The organism is Actinomadura scrupuli (genome assembly GCF_050971785.1).
GTDB lineage: Bacteria > Actinomycetota > Actinomycetes > Streptosporangiales > Streptosporangiaceae > Actinomadura_E > Actinomadura_E scrupuli.
On sequence record NZ_JBPCCU010000002.1, the window covers coordinates 433707 to 455686 of the forward strand.

The window sequence follows — 21980 nt, forward strand, 5'->3', positions numbered from 1 at the left end:
CCCGCCGGACCGGCCCGAACGGCCGGATCAGGGGGTGGCCGCGGTCCCGGACCAGGGGGCCGCGGCCACCCGGGCGGAGAAACCCGGTGGCACTTCGGAGCTGGGGGTGATACGTATGACGTAGCCGAGTAATACGTATGACGAGGAACCCCCCTGATGCGCACGTACCGCGACTTCCTGCGTACCCCCTACGCCATGCGGTTGCTGGGCGGCACCCTGCTGGGCCGGTTGCCCAACGGCATGGCGGGACTGGTGATCCTGCTGTTCGTGCGGGCGCACGGGGGCGACTACACCCTGAGCGGGGCGCTGGCGGCCGGATACGTCGTCGCGATGGCCGCCGGCCAGCCGGTCCTCGGCCGCCTGATGGACCGGGCCGGTCAGCCGCGGGTGCTCATCCCCGCCGCGGTGGCGGCGGCCGTGGGGTTCACGCTCCCTGTGGTGACCGGCCTGTATCCGCTGCCGGTGACCACGGCGGCGTTCCTGGTCGCCGGATTCGCCACGCCGCCGCTGGAGGCCGGCCTGCGGGCGCTGTGGCCGGTGGTGCTCACGGATCCGGCCCAGGTGGCGGTGGCGTACGGGCTGGACGCGGCGGCCCAGGAGCTGCTGTTCATCTGCGGGCCCCTGCTCGTGATCGCGGCGGCGGTGGTCTCGCCCGAGGCGGCCCTGCTGCTCACCGCGCTGCTGGGCATCGCCGGGACCCTGGTGGTGGTCACGGCGGCGCCCTCCCGCCACTGGCGCGGCCATCCGCGGACGGCGGACTGGGCGGGCCCGCTGAGATCGCCGGGGCTGCGTACCCTGCTCGTCGCGCTGGCCTGCGCGGCCACCGCGCTGGGAGTGATCAGCGTGGCCGCCGTCACGTACGCCGACAGCCGCCACTCCGGCTCGGCCTCCGGGCTCCTGCTGGCGGCCAACGCCGGGGGAGCCTTCACCGGCGGCCTGGTGTACGCCGCCGTGCGGCCGGGCGGCCCGGCGCACCGCCGGCTGCCATGGCTGGTCGGGGGGCTGGCCCTGGGCTACCTGCCGCTCTCGCTGGTGCCCGCGCTCCCGCTCATGCTGGTGCTCGCGATGGTCGGCGGCGTGTTCCTCGCCCCGATGCTGGCCTGCACGTTCACCCTCGTCGACGAGCTCGCGCCGCAGGGCACGGTCACCGAGGCCTTCGCCTGGGTGGTGACCGCGATGGCGGGCGGAGCGGCGCTGGGCTCGGCCGCGGCGGGCCGGGCGGGGGACCTCGCGGGCCCCTCCGGCGCGTTCGCCTGCGCGGGAGCCGGCGGGGTGCTCGCCCTGGCCGTGCTGCTGCTGGGCCGGCGCAGTCTCCGCGGCCGGCGGGGACCTGCGGGGGCCACGGCCGATGACCCGGTCAGTCAGGCCGTCTGAGCACGCCCGGGAACCGGTGCGCGTACCGCACCGTGAGCGACAGCAGCACGGCGGCGACTCCGGCGATGGCGAGCGCCGCCGTGTCGCTGTAGAGGTCGCCGGGATAGAGGGCGAAGAAGTCGCGCAGCCCCGGTACGGCCAGCACGATGAGGAAGCCCGCGGCCATCGCGGCGACCAGGCCGATCCGCCACCAGGTGTAGGGCCGGGCGATCAGCACCAGGGCCCACATGGCCAGCACGAACAGCGTGAGGGTGGCGGTGGAGCTGTTCTGCGCGAACGTGGCCGCGCCGTGCTCGGTGGCGAGGTAGTAACCGGCGAACGTCGCCGCCCCGCACGCGATCCCGGCCGGGACCGCGAACCGCAGCACCCGGGGCACGAAACCGGGCCGGGCCCGCTCCAGGTTGGGCGCCAGGGCCAGGAAGAACGCCGGGATCCCGATGGTCAGCGCGCTGATCAGCGTCAGGTGCCGGGGCAGGAAGGGGAAGCGCACGTGCAGGAGGCCGACCAGCACGGCCAGCAGGATCGAGTAGACCGTCTTGGTGAGGAAGAGGTTCGCGACCCGCTCGATGTTGCCGAGCACCCGGCGGCCCTCCGCGACGACGTGCGGCAGGGTCGCGAAGCTGTCGTTCAGCAGCACGATCTTGGCGACCGCCCGGGTGGCGCCGCTGCCCGATCCCATCGCGACGCCCAGGTCGGCGTCCTTGAGGGCGAGCACGTCGTTGACGCCGTCGCCGGTCATCGCGACCGTCCGGCCGCGTGACTGGAGGGCCTTGACCATCGCCCGCTTCTGCTGCGGGCTGACCCGGCCGAACACCGAGTTCCGTTCCAGCAGGTCGGCCATCTCGTCGAGGTCCTCGGGCATGGTGCGCGCGTCGACCGGGTGCTCGGCGCCGGGGATCTCCAGGGCGCGGGCGATGGCGCCGACCGACGCCGGATTGTCGCCGGAGATCACTTTGACGGTGACCCCCTGCTCGGCGAAGTAGCGGACCGTGGCGGGGGCCTCGGGGCGGAGCCGCTGGCGCAGGAGCACCAGCGCGGCGGCGTCGGCGCTCCCGTCCGGCCATCCCGCGCCCCCGTCGGCGTGGGCCTCCAGCGCGCCGTCCGGGACCCGGCAGAGGGCCAGCACCCGCAGCCCGGAGGCGCCCAGCCGCTCGGCCCGCCTCCGGTCCGGGTCGTCCTCGGCCAGGAGCACGTCGGCCGCGCCGAACACCCACGCGCCCTGGCCGGTGAACTCGGCCCCGCTCCACTTGCGGGCCGAGGAGAACGGCACCACCGTGCCGGCCTTCCAGGCCGTACCGTCGTCGTGGGGGTCCGCGCCGTCGGCCCCCGCGGCGGCGCGCATCGTGGGGTTGGGCCGCGGGTCGGTGTCGGCCAGCGCCCCCAGCGCGGTGTGCACCGGCAGGTCGGCGCGCAGGACCACCACCTCCTCGAGGTCCATGCCGGGCTCGGTGAGCGTGCCGGTCTTGTCGACGCACAGCACGTCGACCCGGGCCAGCACCTCGATGGCCGGCAGTTCCTGCACCAGGCACTGACGGCGGCCGAGCCGTACGACTCCGACCGCGAAGGCGATGCTGGTCATCAGCACCAGGCCCTCGGGGACCATCGTGGCCACCCCGGCGACGGCGCCCACCACGGCCTGGTCGAAGCTCTGCGCCGAGACGAGCTGGCTGATGATCAGCAGTATCGCGGTGGGGACGATCAGCCAGGTGACGTACTTGAGGAACGCGTTGATGCCGGTCTGGAGCTCGGACCTGGCCAGGGAGAAGCGGCTGGCCTCCTCGACGAGCGCCGCCGCGTAGGCGTCGCGCCCCACCTTGGTGGCCGTGAACGCGCCGTTGCCGGCGACCACGAAGCTGCCCGACATCACCGGGTCGCCCGGCCGCTTGTGCACCGGGTCGGCCTCGCCGGTCAGCAGCGACTCGTCCACCTCAAGACCCTCGGACTCACTGATCTCCCCGTCGACGACGACCCGGTCGCCCGAGCCCACCAGCAGCAGGTCCCCGAGCACGATCTCCCGCTGGCCGAGCTCGCGGACCCGGCCGTCCCGCCTGGCCCGGACGGGGGTCTCGCCGACCACCGCCAGCTGATCGAGCGTGCGCTTGGCGCGCAGCTCCTGGATGATGCCGATCGCGGTGTTGGCGATGATGATCCCGCCGAACAGCCCGTCCTGCCACTGACCGAAGATCATGATGAGGACGAAGAGCGCGCCGATGATCGCGTTGAACCGGGTGAGGACGTTCGCCCGGACGATGTCGCGCACCGACCGGCTGGACCGCCGCGGAACGTCGTTGACCTGGCCCGCGGCCTCCCGCTGGGCGACCTGCTCGTCGGTCAGCCCCCATGCGGCGGCGTGCTGTACGTCCTTCACGTTCCCCCCGGGGAGGTGCTCCCCGCGATCGCCTGCCTCAGATCGGACCGGGGTGGAAGCCGTATGATCATTTGTTCGCAGGTGGTGGTGCCGGTGTCTCTCCGGCATCTGGCAGATCCTCCTTGGGAACGAACGGCTCGGCGATTCGTTCCTCGCTCCCGCGGGTCTCGTCCGTCCGCTCGGTGCCGGGGCGGGACTGGTCCCCCGAGTTGCGCCGCCCGAAGCGGGACGTGCGCGGCCCCACGACCTGGTCGCGGATCCGCTCGACGATCTGCCCGGTGGCGAGCTGGTGGGCGAGCCGGCAGGCCGAGGTGATGGCCAGCGCGTTGGAGGCGCCATGCGCGATGACCACGGTGCCGTTGAGGCCGAGCAGCACCCCGCCGCCGTAGGTGTCGGAGCTGAACCGCTCGCGCATCTCGCGCAGCGGCCTGCGCTGGAGGGCGGCGCCCAGCTTGGCGCGCCGGGTGGACCCGACCGCCGCGCGGACCTCGGCCGCCATCATGCGCACCGCGCCCTCCATGGTCTTGAGGGCCACGTTGCCGCTGAAACCGTCGGTGACGATCACGTCGACCAGGCCCCTCAGCAGGTCGTCACCCTCGAGGTTGCCGATGAACTCGGCCCCCGGCGGGGACTTCTCGCCCGGCACGGCGGCACGGAGCGACGGAGGCGAGGCACTGAGCAGCTCGTACGCCCGCCGGGCCAGCTTGTTGCCCTTGCCCGGCTCGGAGCCGATGTTCAGCAGGCCCAGCCGTGGCCGGGCCACGCCCAGCGCCACCTGCGCGTAGGCCACCCCGAGCCCGGCGAACTGCGCCAGGGTCTCGGGCTTGGGATCGACGGTGGCGCCGGCGTCCAGCAGCACGGTCGGCCGGGGCCGGGTCGGCAGGGTGACCGCGATGGCCGGGCGCATCACACCGTGCTGGCCGCGCAGCCGCAGCCGGGCGGTGGCCACGATCCCGGCGGTCGAACCGGCCGAGACCAGCGCCGACGCCCGGCCCTGCTTGATCAGCCGGCACGCGATGGCGATGGAGGAACGGGGTTTGCGCCAGCTGGCCAGGGCGCCCTCGTCCATCTCCAGCGCCTCTTCGGCGTTGACGATGGGGATCACTCCCGCGGCGCCGTGCCGCTCCAGCAGATCCCGGATGCGCGGCGCCTGCCCGACGAGCACGAGCCGTACGCCATGGTCACGAACGGCGGCGACCGCGCCGGCGACGACCGCCTCAGGCGCGTGGTCGCCACCCATGGTGTCGACTGCCACCGGGGCGACCGGCGCCTGCCAGGGCATGCCGCGGCTCCTTGTCATGAATGGGTGCTTGCGCGGCGTGCGCGCCTGCATGCATCGTATGCCCGCCGGTCGGAGCGCTGTTCCCCGGGTTTCCCGCAGGTCTTCCCGCCCGGGTGCGCGCGTCAGTCCTTGGGGTGGCAGTCGGCGCCGAGGCAGCCGACGTTCTGCACCAGCGGCCGGCCGTCGATCAGGATGGTGAAGTACTCCTCCTGCACCTTCGCCTCGGCGGCTCCGATCACCTGGATCTTCTCGTTCTTGGTGGTCGTGCCCGAGCAGGCCACCCGCATCTTCTTGGGAGCGGCCTCGCGCATGTTCCAGCAGTGCAGCGGCTTGCGCGGGACGAACCCCCGGTGACGCAACTCGGCGGTCGCGGTGACGGGTATCGCATTGAGCAACTGCGCCTGGTTGTGATGCCGGAGCTCCTTGTGATGCGCGAAGAGGGTGAGGTATCCGATGGCGACCGCGCAGCCCGCCACGATCAGGGCGCCGAGAGCACCGATGTAGAGCTTCACACGCCGTAGCGTGACCGGCGGAGCACGTTCTCACACGTCCGCCATGCTTTCTTTCCCGCAACTTGAGGGTGATCGCGCGATTAATCGTCGATCCATTGCGCGACGAAGGCAGGGCGTTTTGCGGGGCGGTGCCGGGGTGGTTCCGGGGTGGTTCCGGGGTGGTTCCGGGGTCACAGGGAGCCGGACGGCCCGGTGACCGCAGGGTGGAACCGGCCCGCACTCTCCGTCGGGAGAGCGCAGGCCGGTCCGGTGTTCAGCCCTCGTCGTCCGCGTCCAGGACGCACCCGGTCTTCTCGAGTGCTTCGTCGTGCTCGTCGCCGACGCGCAGCCGTTCGAGGTAGAGGTACATGTAGCCGCAGGCCCTGACGGCCTCCAGCGCCTGGGCGTGGGTGACACCCTCGGCCCGGGCGAAGTTGTAGTGCTCGAAGTCGTCCGGGGTCATCAGGCCCCATGCTTCGACGACCTCGTCGAGCTCTGCACAGATACGGAACGACCCGTACATCGAGTGCATCCACCGGGAGGCCGAGGAGAGCACGTCGAGCTCGGCGGGCTTCATTCCCCTCACGACCGCCGCGGCGCGTATCTCTTCGCTGAGGCCGTCCGGAGACGCGAAGAAGGGGGGCTCGGACGGTGCGATGGGCTTGCGGTTGCCGCTCATGAGACTCCTCATGATCAGGGCGCGCAAGGGCTCGGGTAGTCGGCCCGGCCCTTGTCGCGCCTGCGAACAGAACGCGACAGCAGAGCCGGGCGGCTCTCGTTTGCTGTCGTTACTCCGAGACCGTCCGCCCCCTGGAGGGACTGACTACACTCGGTTCCTGCTCAAGCCCCTCCTCGAAGCGGCGGCCTAGTCACCCGTCGGCAGGGGCACGCGGGGACGGCGGGAAGACCTCTTTCTTGCGGGGAGGTCGGCCCGTCGTTTCCCTTCACCGGGGGCTGATCACGACCGGTCCCGGCAGCCGAGGCCGAGACAGGACTTGCGGAGCACCACGCGACCGGCCACCCGGATGACGAAGTGCTGGCGGGGATGGCGGCTCTCCGCGTCGTAGGCGACCCCCTCGACGCGCACCGGCCGTCCGTCGGTGGTCACGGCCTCGCAGTGCACGCGTACGGTGCGCCGGGTGTTCCCGGCGGGCGTACGGCAGCTCGGCCGGTGCCGCAGCCGGTAGCCAAGGCCCTTGAGCTCCACGGCGGCGCCGTTCGCGGTGGCGTTGCGTAACTCGCCGTCCGAAACGGTGACCGCCGGATTCTGGCAGCCCGTGCCGGTCACCTCGATCCCGGCTCCGATCCCGACGAGGACGGATAACCCGATGACGGCGGAGAGCTGCCGAGTCATGTGCCGGACATTACCTCGGCGACCGCCCCGGCGATCTCATCTGGGCGGTCGAGTTGCAGCATGTGCAGGTGGCCCGGCAGCTCCACCTGGTGGCCGCGCGGGCTCATCGCGGCCAGCTCGGCGTGGGCCGCGGCCCACGCACGTTCCTGCTCCGGCCCGCCCAGGTCACCGAGGGCGGTCAGCACCACCAGGGGGATGTCCGGGAACGGCCGGCGCCGCCGGAGCCCGGCGAGGTCGGCGGCCATCTCGCTGTAGGCCTGGTTCTCGGTGAGCACGCCGGCCAGGACCACCCCGCGCCCGTACACCCGGCGGACGGTCTGCGGGGTCGCGATCTCGCCGCGCGTGCTGACCTGGGCGAGGATCCGGCGGCGTGCCCAGGGGCCGATCAGCCGGGCCAGCCGGGTGGTCTCCAGGACGGTGCCGGTCAGCCGGTACAGCGGCGAGAGCACCGCCGACAGGCGCAGCCGTACCCGCGCGTCGGGCTCGTAGCTCGGATCCACCAGCACCAGGCCGCGGACCAGCTCGGGGTGGATGCGGGCGAGCGCCTCGGCCTGGAAGGCGGCCATCGAGTGCGCGATCACGGTGACGGGCCGCCCGGTGCCGCGGGCCAGCGCCGCCAGCTCACGGACCGCCGCGCGCAGGCTCGGCGTCGTGCCGGTGCCGGGGCTGAGACCCGTTCCGGGCCGGTCGAAGCAGATCACCCGGTAGTCGTCGCGCAGCAGTTCGACGACCGGCTCCCAGTCGAACCAGGCGCCACCCAGCCCGCTGCTGATGATGACGGGGGGATTGTCGGGTTTGCCGGCGGTGACGACATGCACCAGGCTGCCGGCCAGTTCCAGGAGCTTCACGGAGGGGTGCTGCCTGCCTTCTCTCGCGGGGGTCGGACGGAGGCCAGTGCGGCGCGCGCCTGCCGGTACGCCAGCCAGTCGGTGTGCAGGGCCCAGGCGATGACCAGCAGGCCCATGCACAGCACGCTGATCTGCAGGCGCTGCGCCAGGCCGAGCCAGAGGCCGAAGTACATGAGCGCGAGGGTGCCCCCGGACAGGACCGCCTCGGTGAGGGCGAGCAGCCAGCCCCAGCGGGCCAGCGCGGGCCACCAGCCGTAACGCCGGGCCGCGATCGACAGCCCCAGCAGCGCCGCGATCCCGCACAGGGTCACCATGCTGCTGGTCACCGAGTGGAACTCGTGCGAGAACGAGACCTGGCCGGCGCGTTCCCGCAGCGCGCACGCGGTGTCGATGCTGGGCGCGCAGTCCATGGAGAACAGCGAGTCACCGATCGCCCAGAGCCCGAACAGCAGCAGGCTGCACCAGCCGAAGACCGCCCAGGGCCGGCGGCGGAGCATCAGCAGGGCGGCGAGGGCCACGCCGGTGACCAGCACGCCGGTGACGAGGTCCCCGGCGCTGAACACCAGGCGGTAGGGCTGCCCGCGGGCCGACAGCTCGCTGACGTACCCGTCGACGACGTCGATGCCGGGGCTGAGCAGGAACTCCAGGATCCATGCGGTGTAGGAGACGGCGCCGACGGCCGCCAGCACGACCACGAAGCCGGGCAGGACCCCTGCCCCTCGGCTGCCGCGCCCTGCCTCCACTGCCCCCTCCTCGGCGGTGCGCGGAGCGCTCTCCGTCACACGCGCATATCACCAGCATAGGGAGCCCTCGGAGGCGCCCGGCGGAAGGGGGTGAAAGCCGGACGGGTGGGCGGGAGCCGGGCTCCTGCCCACCCGTCAGCGGTGGTCGTGACAAGCGGTGGTCGTACGCAAGCGGTGGTCTGTAACGCGGGGTCGTGCAGGGGTCGTACGGAAGCGGGGGTCTACTTCTTGGTGGACTCGATGTAGGCGGCGACGACCTCTTCGGCATCGCCATCCATGATCATCTGGCCGTCGTCGATCCAGATCACCCGGTCGCAGGTCTCCTTGACGACGTCGAGCTGGTGGGCGACCAGGAAGACGGCGCCCGCCTCCTTGCGGAGCTCCTCGATGCGCTTCTGGCTCTTGACCTTGAACTGGGCGTCACCGGTGGCCAGGGCCTCGTCGATGAGCAGGACGTCGTGGGTCTTGGCGGCCGCGATGGCGAACCGCAGCCGGGCCCCCATCCCCGACGAGTACGTCCGCATGGGGTACTGGATGAAGCCTTCCTTGAGACCGGCGAAGTCCACGACCTCCTGGTACTTCTGCCGGGTCTCCTGGGGGCTCATGCCCATCGCGAGGCAGCCGAGGATGATGTTGCGCTCCCCGGTCAGGTCCTTCATCAGCGCGGCGTTCACGCCCAGCAGCGACGGCTGGCCGTCGGTGAAGACCGAGCCGCGCTCGGGCGGGAGCAGCCCCGCGATCGCCTTCAGCAGCGTGGACTTGCCGGAGCCGTTGCCGCCGATGATGCCGATGGCCTCACCCCGGTAGACGACGAAGGACAGGCCCTTGATCGCATGGACCTCCTTCATCGAAGGCCGGTGCTCGCGGCGCACGATCCGCATGAACGCGGAGGCCGCGTTGCCCTTGCCGCCGGCGCCGTACACCCGGTAGACGACGTGCAGGTCGTCCACCACCACGATCGGCTCGCGGTTGTGGTCGATCACCGGCTTTTCCGTCTTCTTCTCCGCCACCGGAGTTCTGACCTTCGTGTCAGCCACGGCCGTACCTCTCCTCGGCGCGGTGGAACCATACGAACCCGCCGATGAGCAGGGCCAGCGCCCAGCCCAGGGCGTAGAACCACAGGTGCAGGCCCGAGCCTTCGGCGAGTCCGCCCACGTTCTTGCCGTTCACGTAGTGCAAGGGCTCATGGACGTACTTTCGGTAGTCCGGCAGGAGCGACCGACGGGCGAGTTCGACGTAGACATACCCGGGATTGGCCTCGAGTAGCTGGCCGATCCAGGGATGCTCGCGGATCCCGGAGGTCCGCTTCAGCGACACCACGCTGTAGATGACACCGGAGAAGTAGAACCAGGTGCGCAGCAGGAACGGCAGCAGCTGCGTGAAGTCCCGGTTGAAGGCGCCGATGCGGGCCATCACCAGGCTGATTCCGACGTTGAACATCAGCTGCATCAGCAGCACGGGCAGCAGGAGCAGCCAGTTCAGATCGGGGACCTCGCCGAACACCAGCACGATGACGAACAGCACGCCCAGTGACAGCAGCAGTTGCTGGAGTTCCACGACCGCATAGGCCAGCGGGAGAGTCGCCCGGGGAAAATGCAGCGCTCTGATCAGCGACAGATTGTCACCGACCGAACGGGATCCGGCGTTGATCGAGCGCTGGGTGAAGCCGAACAGAAAGACCCCGGCGACCAGCCAGGGCAGGAACTTGACACCGGGGCCGAGCCGGCTGGCGTTCAGCAGCAGACCGAAGATCAGGTAGTAGACGCCCGCGTTGAGCAAGGGCGTGAGAATCTGCCAGACCTGACCGAGCCTGGACTCGGTGTACATCGAGATGTTCTTGGCGGAGGCGAAGGCCCAGACGAAATTTCGGCGCTGCCACACGCTGCTGAGGTACTTGCCTAGCGCGGGGCGGGCCGCGCTTTTCGTCAGCCCGTGTTGTGCGGCGAACTCGGACAGGCTCGAGGAGCTGTTCATGGGGGGCTCCGCGACCGTGTCGACCGATCCGCCACCCGAGGGCCGTTCCGGGTGACTCATGGCGATGAGCCTATTGCAGTTGACGGTGTGACAACGACGTTCCCCCATAGGTAGAGCCCGATCTGTGATCTTCCTGGAATCATGCGCGATTCTGTGGGGATACCAGGGCCCATGGGGATCATCAGCAGACTGAGCAAAGCCGACCGCCGGGCCTTCGACGCCGTGGCGAACGCGCGGTTGACAGGGTTTGAACATGTACTACCCAGATTGTCGCGCGTTTCCGACCATTCCGTCCTGTGGTTCACCGTGGCCACGGGCCTGGCGAGCACCCGGCAGACCCGGCTGCGGCGGGCCGCGCTGCGCGGGGTGATCGGGATCGGCATCGCCAGCCCGATCGTGAACGTGGTGGGGAAGCAGGCTTTCCGCCGCAAGCGCCCGATCATCGACCTGGTGCCGCACATCCGGGTGCGCTGGCGGATCCCGACCTCACCGGCCTTCCCCTCCGGGCACTCCGCCTCGGCCGCCGCGTTCGCCACCGGGGTGGCGATGGAGGCTCCCGCCGCGGTCGCGGTGCCGGTGGGCGTGGTGGCCGGCATGGTCGCCTTCTCCCGGGTCTACAACGGCGCCCATTATCCCGGTGACGTGCTGGCCGGGGTTGGTCTGGGAATCCTGGCCGGGCTGGTCACCCGGACGATCTGGACCACGCACGCCGGTCCCGCCCGCATCGCCCGGGTCCGGTCGGTCGAGGCGTGGCGGGCGGCCCAGGACGGCGACACCACCGAGCTCGACCAGGGCGACGGGCTGGTGGCTGTGATCAATTCGGCCGCCGGGTCGAGCTCCCCCCGGCTGCAGGGACTGATGCCGGGCATCGCCGACCAGCTCCGGGCGGAGCTGCCGCGGGCCGAGGTGGTGGAGTTCGGCCCGGACGACGATCTGGACAAGCTGCTGGACGAGGCGGCCGGGCGGGCCCGGGTGCTCGCGGTCGCGGGAGGCGACGGCACGGTCAACGCCGGGGCCCAGGCGGCGATGCGGTACGGGGTGCCGCTGCTCACCATCCCGGCCGGCACCCTCGACCACTTCTCCCGGGCGCTGGGCATCGACACGGTGACCGAGGCGCTGGCGGTCTTCCGGGAGGGGGCGGTGGCCAAGGTGGACGTGGGCCGCATCGAGACCCCGGACGAGGAGGACCACATCTTCCTCAACACGGCCAGCTTCGGGGCGTACACCGAGCTGGTCGACCAGCGCGAACGGCTGCAGGCCCGGCTCGGCAAGTGGCCCGCCCTGGCGGTGGCGGCCGTCCGGGTCATGCGGCACACCCAGCCGGTCGAGACGCTGGTCAACGGCGACCGGCGGTACGTGTGGCTGGCGTTCGTCGGCAACTGCGCCTACTCCTCGCGGGGGGCCACGCCGATCTGGCGGGACCGGCTCGACGACGGCGAGCTCGACATCCGGGTGATCGCCACCGGCCGCCACGGCCGCCGCCTTCGGGCCATCACGGCGGTGCTGGCCGGTCATCTGCACGTGACCCCGGAGTACTCCCACTGGCAGGCCACCAGGCTCTCCGTGGAGGCCGTGGCCCCCGAACCACCCCGCAACGGCCGGCTGCGCCGCCTCGGCGCCGTCCCGGCCGGCCGGACGTCCGGTCAGGGAGGGCGCGCCCATCGGCCGGGAAGACCGCGCCGGCCGCCGCTGCACAACCTGCTGGGCCCGGCCCGCCGCCGGACCGAGACCGCGCCCGAGCTGCGGCTGGCCCGGGACGGCGAGACGTTCTCGGTCACCACGGCGGCGAAGTTCACCAAGGAGCCCGGAGGCCTCGCCGTCTTCGTCCCCCGGCCGAAGTGAGCCCGCACGAGGCGGCGTGCGGACAGGGCGGGCGGGTCGCGGGTCAGTGCGCGGCCAGGTGGGCCCGGCTGAGGCCGGTGACCACGCACGAGCCGTTGTACGCGATCGGGCCGGGCGGTTCGAGCACGGAGTACCGCGCCAGCAGCTCCTCCAGCACGATGCGGATCTCCATCCTGGCCAGTGCCGCCCCCAGGCAGAAGTGCGGGCCGAACCCGAAGGCGAGGTTCAGCGCGTCGCCGCGCCGGGCCACCTCGAACCGGTCCGCCGACGGCCCGAAGGCCGACGTGTCGCGGTTGGCGGAGCCGTACAGCAGCATGAGCCGGTCACCGGCGGCCACCTCCGCCTCGCCGAGCCGGGCGGGGCGGGTGGCCGTGCGCAGGAAGTAGACCACCGGGGAGGTCCAGCGCAGGATCTCCTCCACCGCCTGCGGGATCAGCCCGGGATGGGACCGCAGCGCCGCCCACTGGTCCGGGCGCCCGGCCAGCGCCAGCAGCCCGCCGGAGATCGAGTGCCGGGTCGTCTCGTTGCCGGCGACGAGCAGCTGGATCAGGAACATCACCAGCTCCGCGTCCGTGAGCCGGTCCTCGCCCTGATCCATGCCGGACCGGGCCAGCAGGGAGATCACGTCGTCCCTCGGCTCCCCGCGGCGCCGATGGGCCTCGCCGACGAGGTATCCGCCCGCCTCCATCCGCAGGGCGTCGCGCTCCTGCTCGGTCAGGTCCCCGGCTCCCGGCATGATGGCCTCGGACCACCGGAAGAACCGCGGCCAGTCCTCCTCCGGTATGCCGAGCATCAGGCAGATCACCTGCAGCGGCAGCGGTACGGCCAGCGCCGCCACGACGTCGCCCTCGAAGCCCGCCTCGAAGGGGGCGAGCAGGGTGCGCACCCGGTCCCGTACGGCCGGCTCCAGGCCGCGCAGCAGCGAGGGACGGAAGGCCGGTGCCACCAGCCCCCGGTAGCGCGTGTGGCCGGGCGGATCCGTGTGCATCATCGTCGGTGGCGAGTCGTAGGCGAAGTCCATCTCGGGGATCAGGATGCCGTCGCCGGAGCGGTAGGCCACCGGGTCCATGGCGATCGCGCGCACCTCCGCGTGCGTGCCCACGACCCACAGCGCCGTGCTCCCCGCCCCGCGCCCGGCCGCCTGCCGGGGCAGTGCGGGGTGGCGCACCACCCCGCCCCGCGACCGGATCTCGCCGTAGAGCCGGTCCGGGTGCCCGTCGGCGAACCAGGCGTCCGGGAAGTCCGCCGGGATCACCCCAGCACCTCGGGCCGCGGGATGCCAGCGGCGTCGCACAGGGCGTAGTAGGCGGCCAGCGTGCTCTCCCCGTCCACCACCCCGCTGATGGCGCCCTCGGAGTCGTACTCGATGAAGGCCCCCTCGATGATGAAGAGGATGTCGGAGTCCTCGGTGATCGTCAGGGTGTGGATCGAGCCGGGGGGCTCGTAGATGAAGGTGCCGGTGGTGTAGTCGATGCCGTACTCCGCATAGCGCCAGCGCCCGGAGAAGGTGTAGGCGTGCACCCCGCCGGTGTGCTTGTGCGTGGGCAGCCGGTAGCCCGCCTGGAACCGGTTGCGGACCACCCAGGTGTCCGGCGAGACCCGGAGCACCTGCAGCCCCACCGGCCCGGCGCTCACCCAGGGGTGCTCGTCGGCGTGCAGATGTCCGACCAGGGGTCCCAGTGTCTCGGTCATGGCGGCTCCCGCGTGTCGATCGTCCCGTTGACTGCTTGAGCGAACGCTAGGTTGGTCACCGCGCCCACGCAAGGGGGCAGGGTTTGCCGGAGCGTGCCCGGGTAAGGCCCCTCTGCCGGGCGGACCGCCCGCGCGGCTGACGTGAGGAGTGTGTTCATGACGACCGGCCATCGTGGTCCGATCACCGACGAACTCAGCGACGAGGACCTGCTGCGGGAGCTCACTCACCTGTACGAGACCCGGATGGACGCGCTGCGGCATGCCCCCCTCCAGGCGTTCGAGGAGCATTCCGTGCGCACCGCCGAGCTGGAGACCGAGTATCTCCGGCGCCGTCCCGGCCGGGAGATCGACCCCAATCGGTCACGCGAAGGCGCCCGGGCCCGCGGCTGAGGCCGTTCACCCGGGTTTCCCCGCGGTCACCCGCGAGGCGCTCTGCGGGGCGGCGTACCCGCGCGGCTAGCCTCAGATCATGGCACTGACCGAGGGCACGCACACGCTGGGACCGCAGTCGGGATCGCTCCTGCTCAGGACGGGACGCGCCGGGCTCGGCCGCAAGGCCGGGCACGACCTGACCATCGAGGCGACCGGCTGGTCCGCGGACGTCACCGTCGCCACGCCCGAGAGCTCCTCGGTGGCAGTCACGGTCGAGGTCGGCGCGCTGGAGGTACGCGAGGGCACCGGCGGGGCGCTGCCCCTCGGCGACTCGGACCGGGCCGACATCAAGAAGCACCTGCGGAAGATCCTCCAGGCCGACCGGCACCCGACGATCACCTTCCGGTCCACCCGGGTGCGGGGTACCCCCGAGGACTTCACCGTGGAGGGCGACCTCACCATCGCCGGTACGACCCGTACCGCCGTCGTCCGGGGCGTCGCCGGCGACGGCCGGGTCCGGGGCGGCACCACCGTGGTGCAGACCGAATTCGGGATCAAGCCCTACTCCGCCTTCTTCGGCGCGCTCAAGCTGGCCGACGAGGTCGAGGTCGCCTTCGACCTCGCGGTCGATCCGGCCGGTTGAGTCCGCCGGCCGAGTGCGCCCGCTGAGTCCGGCGCTGATCCGGTCGGGGGTGGGGCCGCGCCGGGTCAGCGCGGGCGGACCACCCGGGTCTCGTCCCAGACGGGCTGGTCGGACTCGTAGACCGCGCCGTCCGAGCCGAAGACCAGGAACCGGTCGAAGGACTTGGCGAACCACCGGTCGTGGGTGACCGCCAGCACCGTCCCGGCGTAGGACTCCAGGCCCTCCTGCAGGGCCTCGGCGCTGGCCAGGTCCAGGTTGTCGGTCGGCTCGTCGAGCAGCAGCAGCGTCGCCCCGCCCAGCTCCAGCAGCAGGATCTGCAGCCGGGCCTGCTGGCCGCCCGACAGCGAATCGAACGGCTGGTCGGCGCAGAGCTGCAGCTCATAGCGGGCCAGCGCCGACATGGCGTCGTTGCGGAAGAGCGCGTGCTCGGTCATCACGATCTCGCACGGGGTCCGGCCCTCCAGGTCCGGACGGGCGTGCGTCTGCGCGAACAGCCCGGGCAGCACCCGGGCGCCCAGCCTGCCGACCCCGGTGTGCGGCACGGACGCGACCGGGACCGCGCCACGCGGCAGCTCCTCCGCCACGCTCGCCAGCATGCGCAGGAAGTGCGACTTGCCGGAGCCGTTGGAGCCGAGCACCGCGACCCGCTCGGCGTACCAGATCTCGGCGTCGAAGGGCTTCATCAGCCCGGTCAGCTCCAGCCCCTCGCAGATCACCGCGCGCTTGCCGGTACGGCCGCCGCGCAGCCGCATCTTGAGGCTCTGGTCGGGGGGCGGCACCTCCGGCGGGCCCTCCTCGAGGAACTTGCGCAGCCGCGTCTGCGCCGCCTGGTAGCGGGACGCCAGCCCGTCGTTGAACTTGGCCTTCTGGCCCAGTGTCAGCACCAGCTCCTTGAGCTTGGCGTGCTCCTCGTCCCAGCGCCGCCGCAGCTCCTCGAGCCGGCTGATCCGGTCCCGCCGGGCCGCGGCGTACGACACGAAGCCCCCGCCGTGCACCCAGACCTTGCCCGCCTCGACGGTGACGATCCGCTGCGCCGCCTGGGCCAGCAGCTCCCGGTCGTGCGAGACCAGCAGCACCGTCTTGGGGGTGGCCCGCAGCTGCTCCTCCAGCCAGAGCTTGCCGGGCACGTCGAGGTAGTTGTCCGGCTCGTCGAGCAGCAGCACCTCGTCCGGGCCGCGCAGCAGCGCCTCCAGCACCAGCCGTTTCTGCTCGCCGCCCGAGAGCGTCCGGACGTCCCGCCACCGGCAGGAGTCGTAGGAGGTGCCCAGTGCGGCCGTGCAGCAGGCGTCCCAGAGCACCTCGGCCTCGTAGCCCCCGGCGTCGCCCCAGCTCGTCAGCGCGCCGGCGTAGCGCATCTGGGTGGGCTCGTCGTCGCGCTCCATCATGGCCAGCTCGGCGGCCTCGAGCTCCGCCCCCGCCTTGCGCAGCCCCTCCGCCGCGGTGGACAGCAGCAGGGAGTACACGTCGGTGTCGTCGCGGATGTTGCCGATGAACTGCCGCATCACCCCGAGCCCGCCGGACCGGGAGATCGTGCCCTCCTGCGGCGTCAGGTCTCCGGCGACCAGCCGCATCAGGGTGGTCTTGCCCGCCCCGTTGGGCCCGACCAGGGCGGCGGTGACCCCGTCGCCGACCCGGAAGGAGACGTCGTCCAGCAGGACTCTCCCGTCCGGGAGCACGTGACTCAGATGACCGACCTCGACATGCCCCACGGCAGAAAACCCCCTAGTACGACTGCCTAGTGTCGGTCACGATGTCCTGCCAGGCCAACTGCATTTGCCGCAGCGTGGTACCAAGTGGCCGGCGGGAGCCGTAATCGAGTAGGGACGTGGGCCTGGTAGCGGTACCCTCACGTGCGTGAGTCGGGAAGGCGTAACCCCACAGACCGAAGATTTCTCTGCCTGGTACAACGAGGTCGTCATCAGGGCGGAGCTCGTCGACCGCGGACCGGTGCGGGGCACCATGGTGATCCGTCCGTACGGCTACCGCGTCTGGGAGCTGATCCAGGCCGACCTGGACGGGCGGATCAAGGAAGCCGGCCACGAGAACGCCTGCTTCCCGATGTTCATCCCGGAGTCGTACCTCAAGCGGGAGGCCGAGCACGTCGAGGGCTTCGCGCCGGAGCTGGCCGTGGTCACCCACGCCGGCGGCAAGGAGCTGGAGGAGCCGCTGGTCGTGCGGCCCACCTCCGAGACCGTCATCGGCGAGTACATGGCCAAGTGGATCGACTCATACCGCGATCTTCCGCTGCTGCTCAACCAGTGGGCCAACGTGGTCCGCTGGGAGATGCGGCCCCGCATGTTCCTGCGGACCACCGAGTTCCTCTGGCAGGAGGGCCACACCGCCCACGTCGACGAGGACGACGCGATGAGCGAGACGATGTGGGCGCTGGACGCCTACGCCGGCCTCGCCCGCGAGCTCGCCGCGATGCCGGTCGTCGCGGGCGAGAAGACCCCGGGCGAGCGCTTCGCCGGGGCGGTACGGACGTACACCATCGAGGGCATGATGCGGGACGGCCGGGCCCTGCAGGCGGGCACCTCCCACTACCTTGGCACCAACTTCGCCAAGGCCTTCGAGATCCAGTACCAGGACGTGGAGGGGCAGCTCACGCTGGCGCACACCACCTCCTGGGGGATGAGCACCCGCATGATCGGCGGGGTCATCATGACCCACGGCGACGACAAGGGGCTGGTGTTCCCGCCACGGCTGGCGCCCTACCAGGTCGTCATCGTGCCGATCGGCCGCAAGGAGCAGGGCGAGCAGACCGCCGCGAAGGCCCGTGAGCTGGGTGCCGCGCTCAAGGCCGCGGGCATCCGCGTGCACGTGGACGACAACCGTCCGCAGCTCTCACCGGGCTACAAGTTCAACGAGTGGGAGATGCGCGGCGTCCCGGTCCGGCTGGAGATCGGCCCGCGCGACCTGGCGGGCGGCGTCGCCACGCTCTCCCGCCGGCTGCCCACCGAGGTCGGCCAGGGCAAGGAGCAGATCCCGTTCGAGGAGCTGCCCGGGCTGCTGCCCGAGATCCTCGAGCAGTTCCAGGCCTTCCTGCTCCGGCGGGCGGAGGCCTTCCGTGACGAGCACACCGCGGACGTCGGCACCTGGGCCGACTTCGCCACGCAGGTCGCCGGCGGCTGGGCACGCGCCTTCCACTGCGGCCGGAGCGAGTGCGAGGACGACATCAAGGCGGAGACCGCCGCGACTCCCCGGGTCATCCCGACGGAGGCGCCCGAGGAGAGCGGCCAGTGCGTGAAGTGCGACCGCCCCTCCGCCTACGGCAAGCGCGTCATCTTCGGCAAGGCCTACTGAGCCAAGCCTCACTGAGGCGGGCCTGCTGAGGCGGGTGCCGAGCCACCGATTGAGCCGCACTCCGCCGCCCAACCTCCGTGATCACGGCGTGGAACGGCCCCGTGGATGTCCACGGGGCCGTTCGCCGGGCTGGTGCATGGAGCTTGTTCGGGGGTGGCTTGGTCGCCCTGGGAGGGTGGGTCAGGCGATGGACTCCAGTTCCTCGATCTCGAGGCGGGCCACCCGCTGGTAGACGGCGATGGTCTCCCGGGCCACCCGCGACCAGGCGTGCCGGGAGCGGACCCGGTCCGCGGCGGCGATGCCCAGGGCCTCCAGGCCGGTCGGGTCGGCCAGCAGCCCGCGGATCCGCCGGGCCAGCTCGATCGGCCGGCCGGTCGGCACCAGCAGGCCGGTGACGCCGTCGAGCACGGTGTCCAGGTGCCCGCCGACCTCGGTGGCGACCACCGGGATGCCGCAGGCCATGGCCTCCAGCGGGACGAGCCCGTACGGCTCGTAGGCGGGCAGCGAGAGCACCAGGTCGGCCGAGCGGAGCAGCCGCGGCACGTTCCGGCGGCCGACCCGGCCGAGGAAGATCACGCGGTCGGCGACGCCGTGCTCCTTGGCGAGGATCCGCAGCCGGTGCACATCCGGGTCGATGTCGAGGTCCTCGCGCTGCGGGCCGCCGGCGATGACCAGCTCCGCGCCGGGGACGCGGGAGAGCATCGTGATCGCGGTGCCGACGCCCTTGCTCTCGTCCGGGCCGCAGAGCATCAGCAGCCGGCGCTTGTCGCTGCGCGGGTAGGCGGGACCCTGCTCGGTGAACTTCTCCACGTCGATGCCGGCCGGCACCACGGTGATGTGCCGCCGGGGCATGCCCATCGCGACCATGTCCTCGCGCTCGTTCACACAGCCGGCGATGATCGCGTCCACCGTACGGCCGGTGGCCTTCTCCAGCCGGATGCGCGCCGCCGGGCCCGCCGTCCCGGTGTAGCGCTGCTCGATCACGCCCAGCGAGTGGTAGCTCTGGACCATCGGGATCCCCAGGCCGTTGCCCCCGGACAGCGCGGCGAGCCCGCTGGTCCAGTCATGGGCGTGGACGACGTCTGGAGCGGCCTTGGCCCAGCGAGTGGCCAGCTGCCCGCCGAAGGCGGCGAGGTGGGGGAGGAGCTGCTCGGTGGACAGCTGCCGGATCGGGCCGGCCGTCACGTGTTCCACGGTCACGCCGGTGGCGAACTTCGCGCGGTTGCGCTGCGCCTCGTCGGTACGCCGGGTGTAGATGGTGACCTGGTGGCCCTGGGCCCCCAGCTCTCGGGCGAGCTCGGCGACGTGGACGCTCTTGGCGTCGGCCCCGTCGGCGGCGGCGAGCGGGCTGGCCGATACGGAGATCATGGCAATCTTCATCGGAACATCTCCTGGCGCTGGGGAAGGTGGTCTCCGGCCGGAAGCGGGAATCCCGGAACGGGAACGTCCGCGACCGGCCGGTGTAGGGGGGAGGGTGTTGCTATGTGAGACGGCTTCCGCGTGCGGCGGAGGCCGTTGAGGTGTGACCTGAGGTGTGACGAGAGGTGTGACGTGGCAGACGGCGAAGAGAGCCGCGTGCGTCCCTGAGCCGCCAGCGAGTGGACCACCTGGCGGGGGAAAACCGAAAAGGTGCCTGGGACGCGCATTGCACAACTCCGGTGATCGGGACAGGGGATACCTGTCTCCAGAAGTTGTGCCTGCGTCTTAGGCACCTACGGGGGTAATGATTGCCTGCCGGGGCCCTCACCAAACCCCGAATGCAATAAACAGCTATGTGACCTGGGTCACATCAGTTCAGTCCGAGGGGCTGTACGCGCAGCGCCAGGATGGAGACGTCGTCGGAGAGGTCGCCCTCGCAGAAGTCGACGAGCGCGCGCTCCACCGCCACCAGCACCTCGTGCAACGGGCGGCCGTTGTAGGTGGCGAGCACCTCGATCAGCCGTTCGTGGCCGAACCGCTGCCGCATGAGGTCGCAGGCGTCGAGCACCCCGTCGGAGTACATGAACAGGGTGTCGCCCGGCTCCAGGTCGAGCCCTTCGATGGCGGGCTCGAAGTCGTCGAAGAGGCCGAGCGGCACCCCTCCGCCACTGGTCATGCGGATCACCCCGTCGGCCCGGATCACAATGGACGGCGGGTGGCCGGCGGAGCCGACCGTGATGCCCAGGCCGGCCCCCCGCTCGGTCACCTCCGCGAGCACCGCCGTCACGAAGCGGTCCTCGGACATCAGCGCCTGGTTGACCATGGTGAGGATCTCGGCGGGCTCGGTCTTCCACCGGGACAGCAGCCGTACGCCGTGCCGGGCGGTGGCGGTGACGGCGGCGGCCTCCTCGCCCTTTCCGCACACGTCGCCGAGCACGAAGCCCCAGCCGTTCATGGTCTCGAACACGTCGTAGAAGTCGCCGCCGACCTCCACGCCCCGGGTGGCCACGATGTACCGGGCGGCCACCTCCAGCCCGGGGATCGTGGGCAGCTCGCGGGGCAGCAGGCTGGCCTGCAGGCCGTCGGCCACCTCGGACCTGCGCTGGTAGAGCCGTGCCGCCCGGATGACCAGGCCCAGCTGACGGGCTAGCCGCTGCACGACGCCCAGGTCCATCAGGTCGAACTGGCCGTGCTCACCGCTGGTCGCCAGGGTGATCGCGCCCAGGCAGTTCTCGCCGTCTTCGATGGGGACGCTCAGCATGGAGGTCGCGCCCATGAGGCCGCAGACCGAGATGCCGGCCTCGGTCACGCCGAGGATGTCGAGGTCCTCCATGTGAGCGTGCAGCGCCGTCTGCTTGCTGCCGTAGACGGTGTGCGGCAGGGCGCCGGGCGCGGGATCGAGAGCCTCGACCAGCCGGGAGACCTCCGCGCAGCGCTCGTCGTCGGGGCCGAAGACCACCTGGCGGCGGAGGTCGCCGTCCTGCGCGACGTCGATGATCGCCCAGTCCGCCAGCTCGGTCGCGAGCAGCCGCGCGCACCGGCGCACGGCCACGGACTCGTTGAACAGCGGCTCGGCCAGCAGGAGCTCGGTCGCGGAGGCGAGCACGTCCATCCGGTGCATGACGGTGGCCACCGCGTCGTCACCGGCCGTGATCTCGTCCTCCGGCGGCCCCTGCTCGGGCTGCCGGCCGGACACGACCGCTGCCGCGGCGATCACGAGCGGGTCGGCCTCGCCGCGGATCCACACCCTGGCCAGCGTCACCACGGCGTCGACCGGGGACTTCTTCCCCAGGAAGCGCACCTTGGCATGACCTCGCGTGCCCGTGCGCACGACCGCGGCCAGCTGGCTGCGCAGGGCGGCCCGCGTCGACAGGTCGCAGAAGATGGGGAAGGGCTTGCCGGAGACGTAGCCGGAGGAGGTGCCGAGGAGCAGCGCGGCCTGCTGGTTCACCCGGCGTACGCCGGCGTCGCGGTCGAGCAGGAACAGCGGCACGGGAGCGTCCTGGAAGACCGTCCGCAGCACCCGGCGCTCGGTCTCGGCGGCGGATCCCCCGTCGTCCTCGCCGGCCACGATCTGCAGGTCACCGAGGGTGCGCAGCGCGGACAAGGCCAGATCCAGCTCCATCAGGGCCGCTTCGAGGGTCGCCCGAAGGTCGGGTGCGGGCATCGAGGCGGCCTGACGCAGCTCCCCGATGCGGAGCCCGAGATCGCTGATCTCCCGCATCACCGTTGCGGGTTCGAGCCCATCTGACATGCACAGCTCCCTGCGCTGAGC

General features: G+C 71.6%; 19 protein-coding genes. 5 read left to right on the plus strand and 14 right to left on the minus strand.

Annotated features, from left to right (window positions below; genetic code table 11):
- Positions 1 to 156: 156 nt before the first annotated feature.
- Complete coding sequence (locus ACRYCC_RS09670; protein ID WP_433810460.1) at positions 157 to 1374, plus strand: MFS transporter; 1218 nt, start codon at positions 157 to 159, stop codon at positions 1372 to 1374.
- Here the strand turns inward: ACRYCC_RS09670 and ACRYCC_RS09675 are convergent.
- The 9 genes from ACRYCC_RS09675 to ACRYCC_RS09715 all read right to left on the minus strand — a co-directional run bounded on the left by ACRYCC_RS09675 (position 1358) and on the right by ACRYCC_RS09715 (position 10434).
- Complete coding sequence (locus tag ACRYCC_RS09675) at positions 1358 to 3742, minus strand: HAD-IC family P-type ATPase (RefSeq protein ID WP_433810462.1); 2385 nt, start codon at positions 3740 to 3742, stop codon at positions 1358 to 1360. The genes ACRYCC_RS09670 and ACRYCC_RS09675 overlap by 17 nt on opposite strands.
- A gap of 67 nt (positions 3743 to 3809) precedes the next feature.
- Positions 3810 to 5024 carry a phosphate acyltransferase PlsX gene (plsX, locus tag ACRYCC_RS09680; protein ID WP_433810464.1) on the minus strand — a complete coding sequence of 405 codons (1215 nt, stop codon included), beginning with the start codon at positions 5022 to 5024 and terminating at the stop codon, positions 3810 to 3812.
- 122 nt (positions 5025 to 5146) lie between these two features.
- Positions 5147 to 5536, minus strand: a complete 390-nt coding sequence (locus tag ACRYCC_RS09685) for a hypothetical protein (protein WP_433810466.1) — start codon at positions 5534 to 5536, stop codon at positions 5147 to 5149.
- 253 nt (positions 5537 to 5789) lie between these two features.
- Entirely contained in the window at positions 5790 to 6194 is a 405-nt protein-coding gene (locus tag ACRYCC_RS09690) for a hypothetical protein (RefSeq protein ID WP_433810468.1), read from the minus strand.
- Between the two features lie 279 nt (positions 6195 to 6473).
- Positions 6474 to 6869 (minus strand): hypothetical protein, encoded by a 396-nt coding sequence (locus tag ACRYCC_RS09695; RefSeq protein ID WP_433810470.1) that lies wholly within the window; start codon positions 6867 to 6869, stop codon positions 6474 to 6476.
- Positions 6866 to 7717: an alpha/beta fold hydrolase gene (locus tag ACRYCC_RS09700; RefSeq protein WP_433810472.1), complete on the minus strand. Its 852-nt coding sequence runs from the start codon at positions 7715 to 7717 to the stop codon at positions 6866 to 6868. Before ACRYCC_RS09700 ends, ACRYCC_RS09695 begins: the two co-directional genes overlap by 4 nt.
- Positions 7714 to 8460, minus strand: coding sequence for a DUF998 domain-containing protein (locus tag ACRYCC_RS09705; protein WP_433810474.1), 747 nt, complete (start codon positions 8458 to 8460; stop codon positions 7714 to 7716). The genes ACRYCC_RS09700 and ACRYCC_RS09705 overlap by 4 nt, the downstream gene beginning before the upstream one ends.
- A 221-nt stretch (positions 8461 to 8681) precedes the next feature.
- Positions 8682 to 9470, minus strand: a complete 789-nt coding sequence (locus ACRYCC_RS09710) for an ABC transporter ATP-binding protein (protein WP_433812126.1) — start codon at positions 9468 to 9470, stop codon at positions 8682 to 8684.
- 19 nt (positions 9471 to 9489) lie between these two features.
- On the minus strand, positions 9490 to 10434 hold the full coding sequence (locus ACRYCC_RS09715) for an ABC transporter permease (RefSeq protein ID WP_433810476.1): 945 nt from the start codon (positions 10432 to 10434) through the stop codon (positions 9490 to 9492).
- Between the two features lie 306 nt (positions 10435 to 10740).
- On the opposite strand from ACRYCC_RS09715, the gene ACRYCC_RS09720 reads away from it, so the two are divergent.
- Positions 10741 to 12276 carry a bifunctional phosphatase PAP2/diacylglycerol kinase family protein gene (locus ACRYCC_RS09720; RefSeq protein WP_433810478.1) on the plus strand — a complete coding sequence of 512 codons (1536 nt, stop codon included), beginning with the start codon at positions 10741 to 10743 and terminating at the stop codon, positions 12274 to 12276.
- A 43-nt stretch (positions 12277 to 12319) separates the two neighbouring features.
- Here the strand turns inward: ACRYCC_RS09720 and ACRYCC_RS09725 are convergent, their stop codons facing one another.
- Together ACRYCC_RS09725 and ACRYCC_RS09730 are read right to left on the minus strand one after the other, a co-directional pair.
- On the minus strand, positions 12320 to 13531 hold the full coding sequence (locus ACRYCC_RS09725; protein ID WP_433810480.1) for a cytochrome P450: 1212 nt from the start codon (positions 13529 to 13531) through the stop codon (positions 12320 to 12322).
- On the minus strand, positions 13528 to 13968 hold the full coding sequence (locus ACRYCC_RS09730; RefSeq protein ID WP_433810482.1) for a 2,4'-dihydroxyacetophenone dioxygenase family protein: 441 nt from the start codon (positions 13966 to 13968) through the stop codon (positions 13528 to 13530). The genes ACRYCC_RS09725 and ACRYCC_RS09730 overlap by 4 nt, the downstream gene beginning before the upstream one ends.
- A 156-nt stretch (positions 13969 to 14124) precedes the next feature.
- On the opposite strand from ACRYCC_RS09730, the gene ACRYCC_RS09735 reads away from it, so the two are divergent.
- Both ACRYCC_RS09735 and ACRYCC_RS09740 read left to right on the plus strand, forming a co-directional pair.
- Positions 14125 to 14358, plus strand: coding sequence for a DUF6158 family protein (locus ACRYCC_RS09735; protein ID WP_433810484.1), 234 nt, complete (start codon positions 14125 to 14127; stop codon positions 14356 to 14358).
- A gap of 79 nt (positions 14359 to 14437) precedes the next feature.
- Positions 14438 to 14983 (plus strand): YceI family protein, encoded by a 546-nt coding sequence (locus tag ACRYCC_RS09740; RefSeq protein ID WP_433810486.1) that lies wholly within the window; start codon positions 14438 to 14440, stop codon positions 14981 to 14983.
- A gap of 65 nt (positions 14984 to 15048) precedes the next feature.
- Here ACRYCC_RS09740 and ACRYCC_RS09745 read toward each other — a convergent pair whose 3' ends face one another.
- Positions 15049 to 16692 carry an ABC-F family ATP-binding cassette domain-containing protein gene (locus ACRYCC_RS09745; protein WP_433810488.1) on the minus strand — a complete coding sequence of 548 codons (1644 nt, stop codon included), beginning with the start codon at positions 16690 to 16692 and terminating at the stop codon, positions 15049 to 15051.
- A 145-nt stretch (positions 16693 to 16837) separates the two neighbouring features.
- Here ACRYCC_RS09745 and proS point away from each other — a divergent pair, with 145 nt between their 5' ends.
- Positions 16838 to 18286 carry a proline--tRNA ligase gene (gene proS, locus ACRYCC_RS09750; protein ID WP_433810490.1) on the plus strand — a complete coding sequence of 483 codons (1449 nt, stop codon included), beginning with the start codon at positions 16838 to 16840 and terminating at the stop codon, positions 18284 to 18286.
- 180 nt (positions 18287 to 18466) lie between these two features.
- Here proS and ACRYCC_RS09755 read toward each other — a convergent pair whose 3' ends face one another.
- Complete coding sequence (locus ACRYCC_RS09755) at positions 18467 to 19666, minus strand: glycosyltransferase (protein WP_433810492.1); 1200 nt, start codon at positions 19664 to 19666, stop codon at positions 18467 to 18469.
- A gap of 409 nt (positions 19667 to 20075) precedes the next feature.
- The gene (locus tag ACRYCC_RS09760) at positions 20076 to 21959 is read right to left on the minus strand and encodes a SpoIIE family protein phosphatase (protein WP_433810493.1); all 1884 of its coding nucleotides are present in this window, start codon (positions 21957 to 21959) and stop codon (positions 20076 to 20078) included.
- Positions 21960 to 21980: the final 21 nt, after the last annotated feature.

Excerpts from the sequence above, each read along its gene's own strand:
- ACRYCC_RS09740 (WP_433810486.1), top strand. The coding sequence starts at position 14,438 with ATGGCACTGACCGAGGGCACGCACACGCTGGGACCGCAGTCGGGATCG.
- ACRYCC_RS09755 (WP_433810492.1), bottom strand. The coding sequence starts at position 19,666 with ATGAAGATTGCCATGATCTCCGTATCGGCCAGCCCGCTCGCCGCCGCC.
- ACRYCC_RS09695 (WP_433810470.1), bottom strand. The coding sequence starts at position 6,869 with ATGACTCGGCAGCTCTCCGCCGTCATCGGGTTATCCGTCCTCGTCGGG.
- ACRYCC_RS09690 (WP_433810468.1), bottom strand. The coding sequence starts at position 6,194 with ATGAGCGGCAACCGCAAGCCCATCGCACCGTCCGAGCCCCCCTTCTTC.
- ACRYCC_RS09730 (WP_433810482.1), bottom strand. The coding sequence starts at position 13,968 with ATGACCGAGACACTGGGACCCCTGGTCGGACATCTGCACGCCGACGAG.
- ACRYCC_RS09670 (WP_433810460.1), top strand. The coding sequence starts at position 157 with ATGCGCACGTACCGCGACTTCCTGCGTACCCCCTACGCCATGCGGTTG.
- ACRYCC_RS09735 (WP_433810484.1), top strand. The coding sequence starts at position 14,125 with ATGACGACCGGCCATCGTGGTCCGATCACCGACGAACTCAGCGACGAG.
- plsX (WP_433810464.1), bottom strand. The coding sequence starts at position 5,024 with ATGCCCTGGCAGGCGCCGGTCGCCCCGGTGGCAGTCGACACCATGGGT.
- ACRYCC_RS09715 (WP_433810476.1), bottom strand. The coding sequence starts at position 10,434 with ATGAACAGCTCCTCGAGCCTGTCCGAGTTCGCCGCACAACACGGGCTG.
- ACRYCC_RS09760 (WP_433810493.1), bottom strand. The coding sequence starts at position 21,959 with ATGTCAGATGGGCTCGAACCCGCAACGGTGATGCGGGAGATCAGCGAT.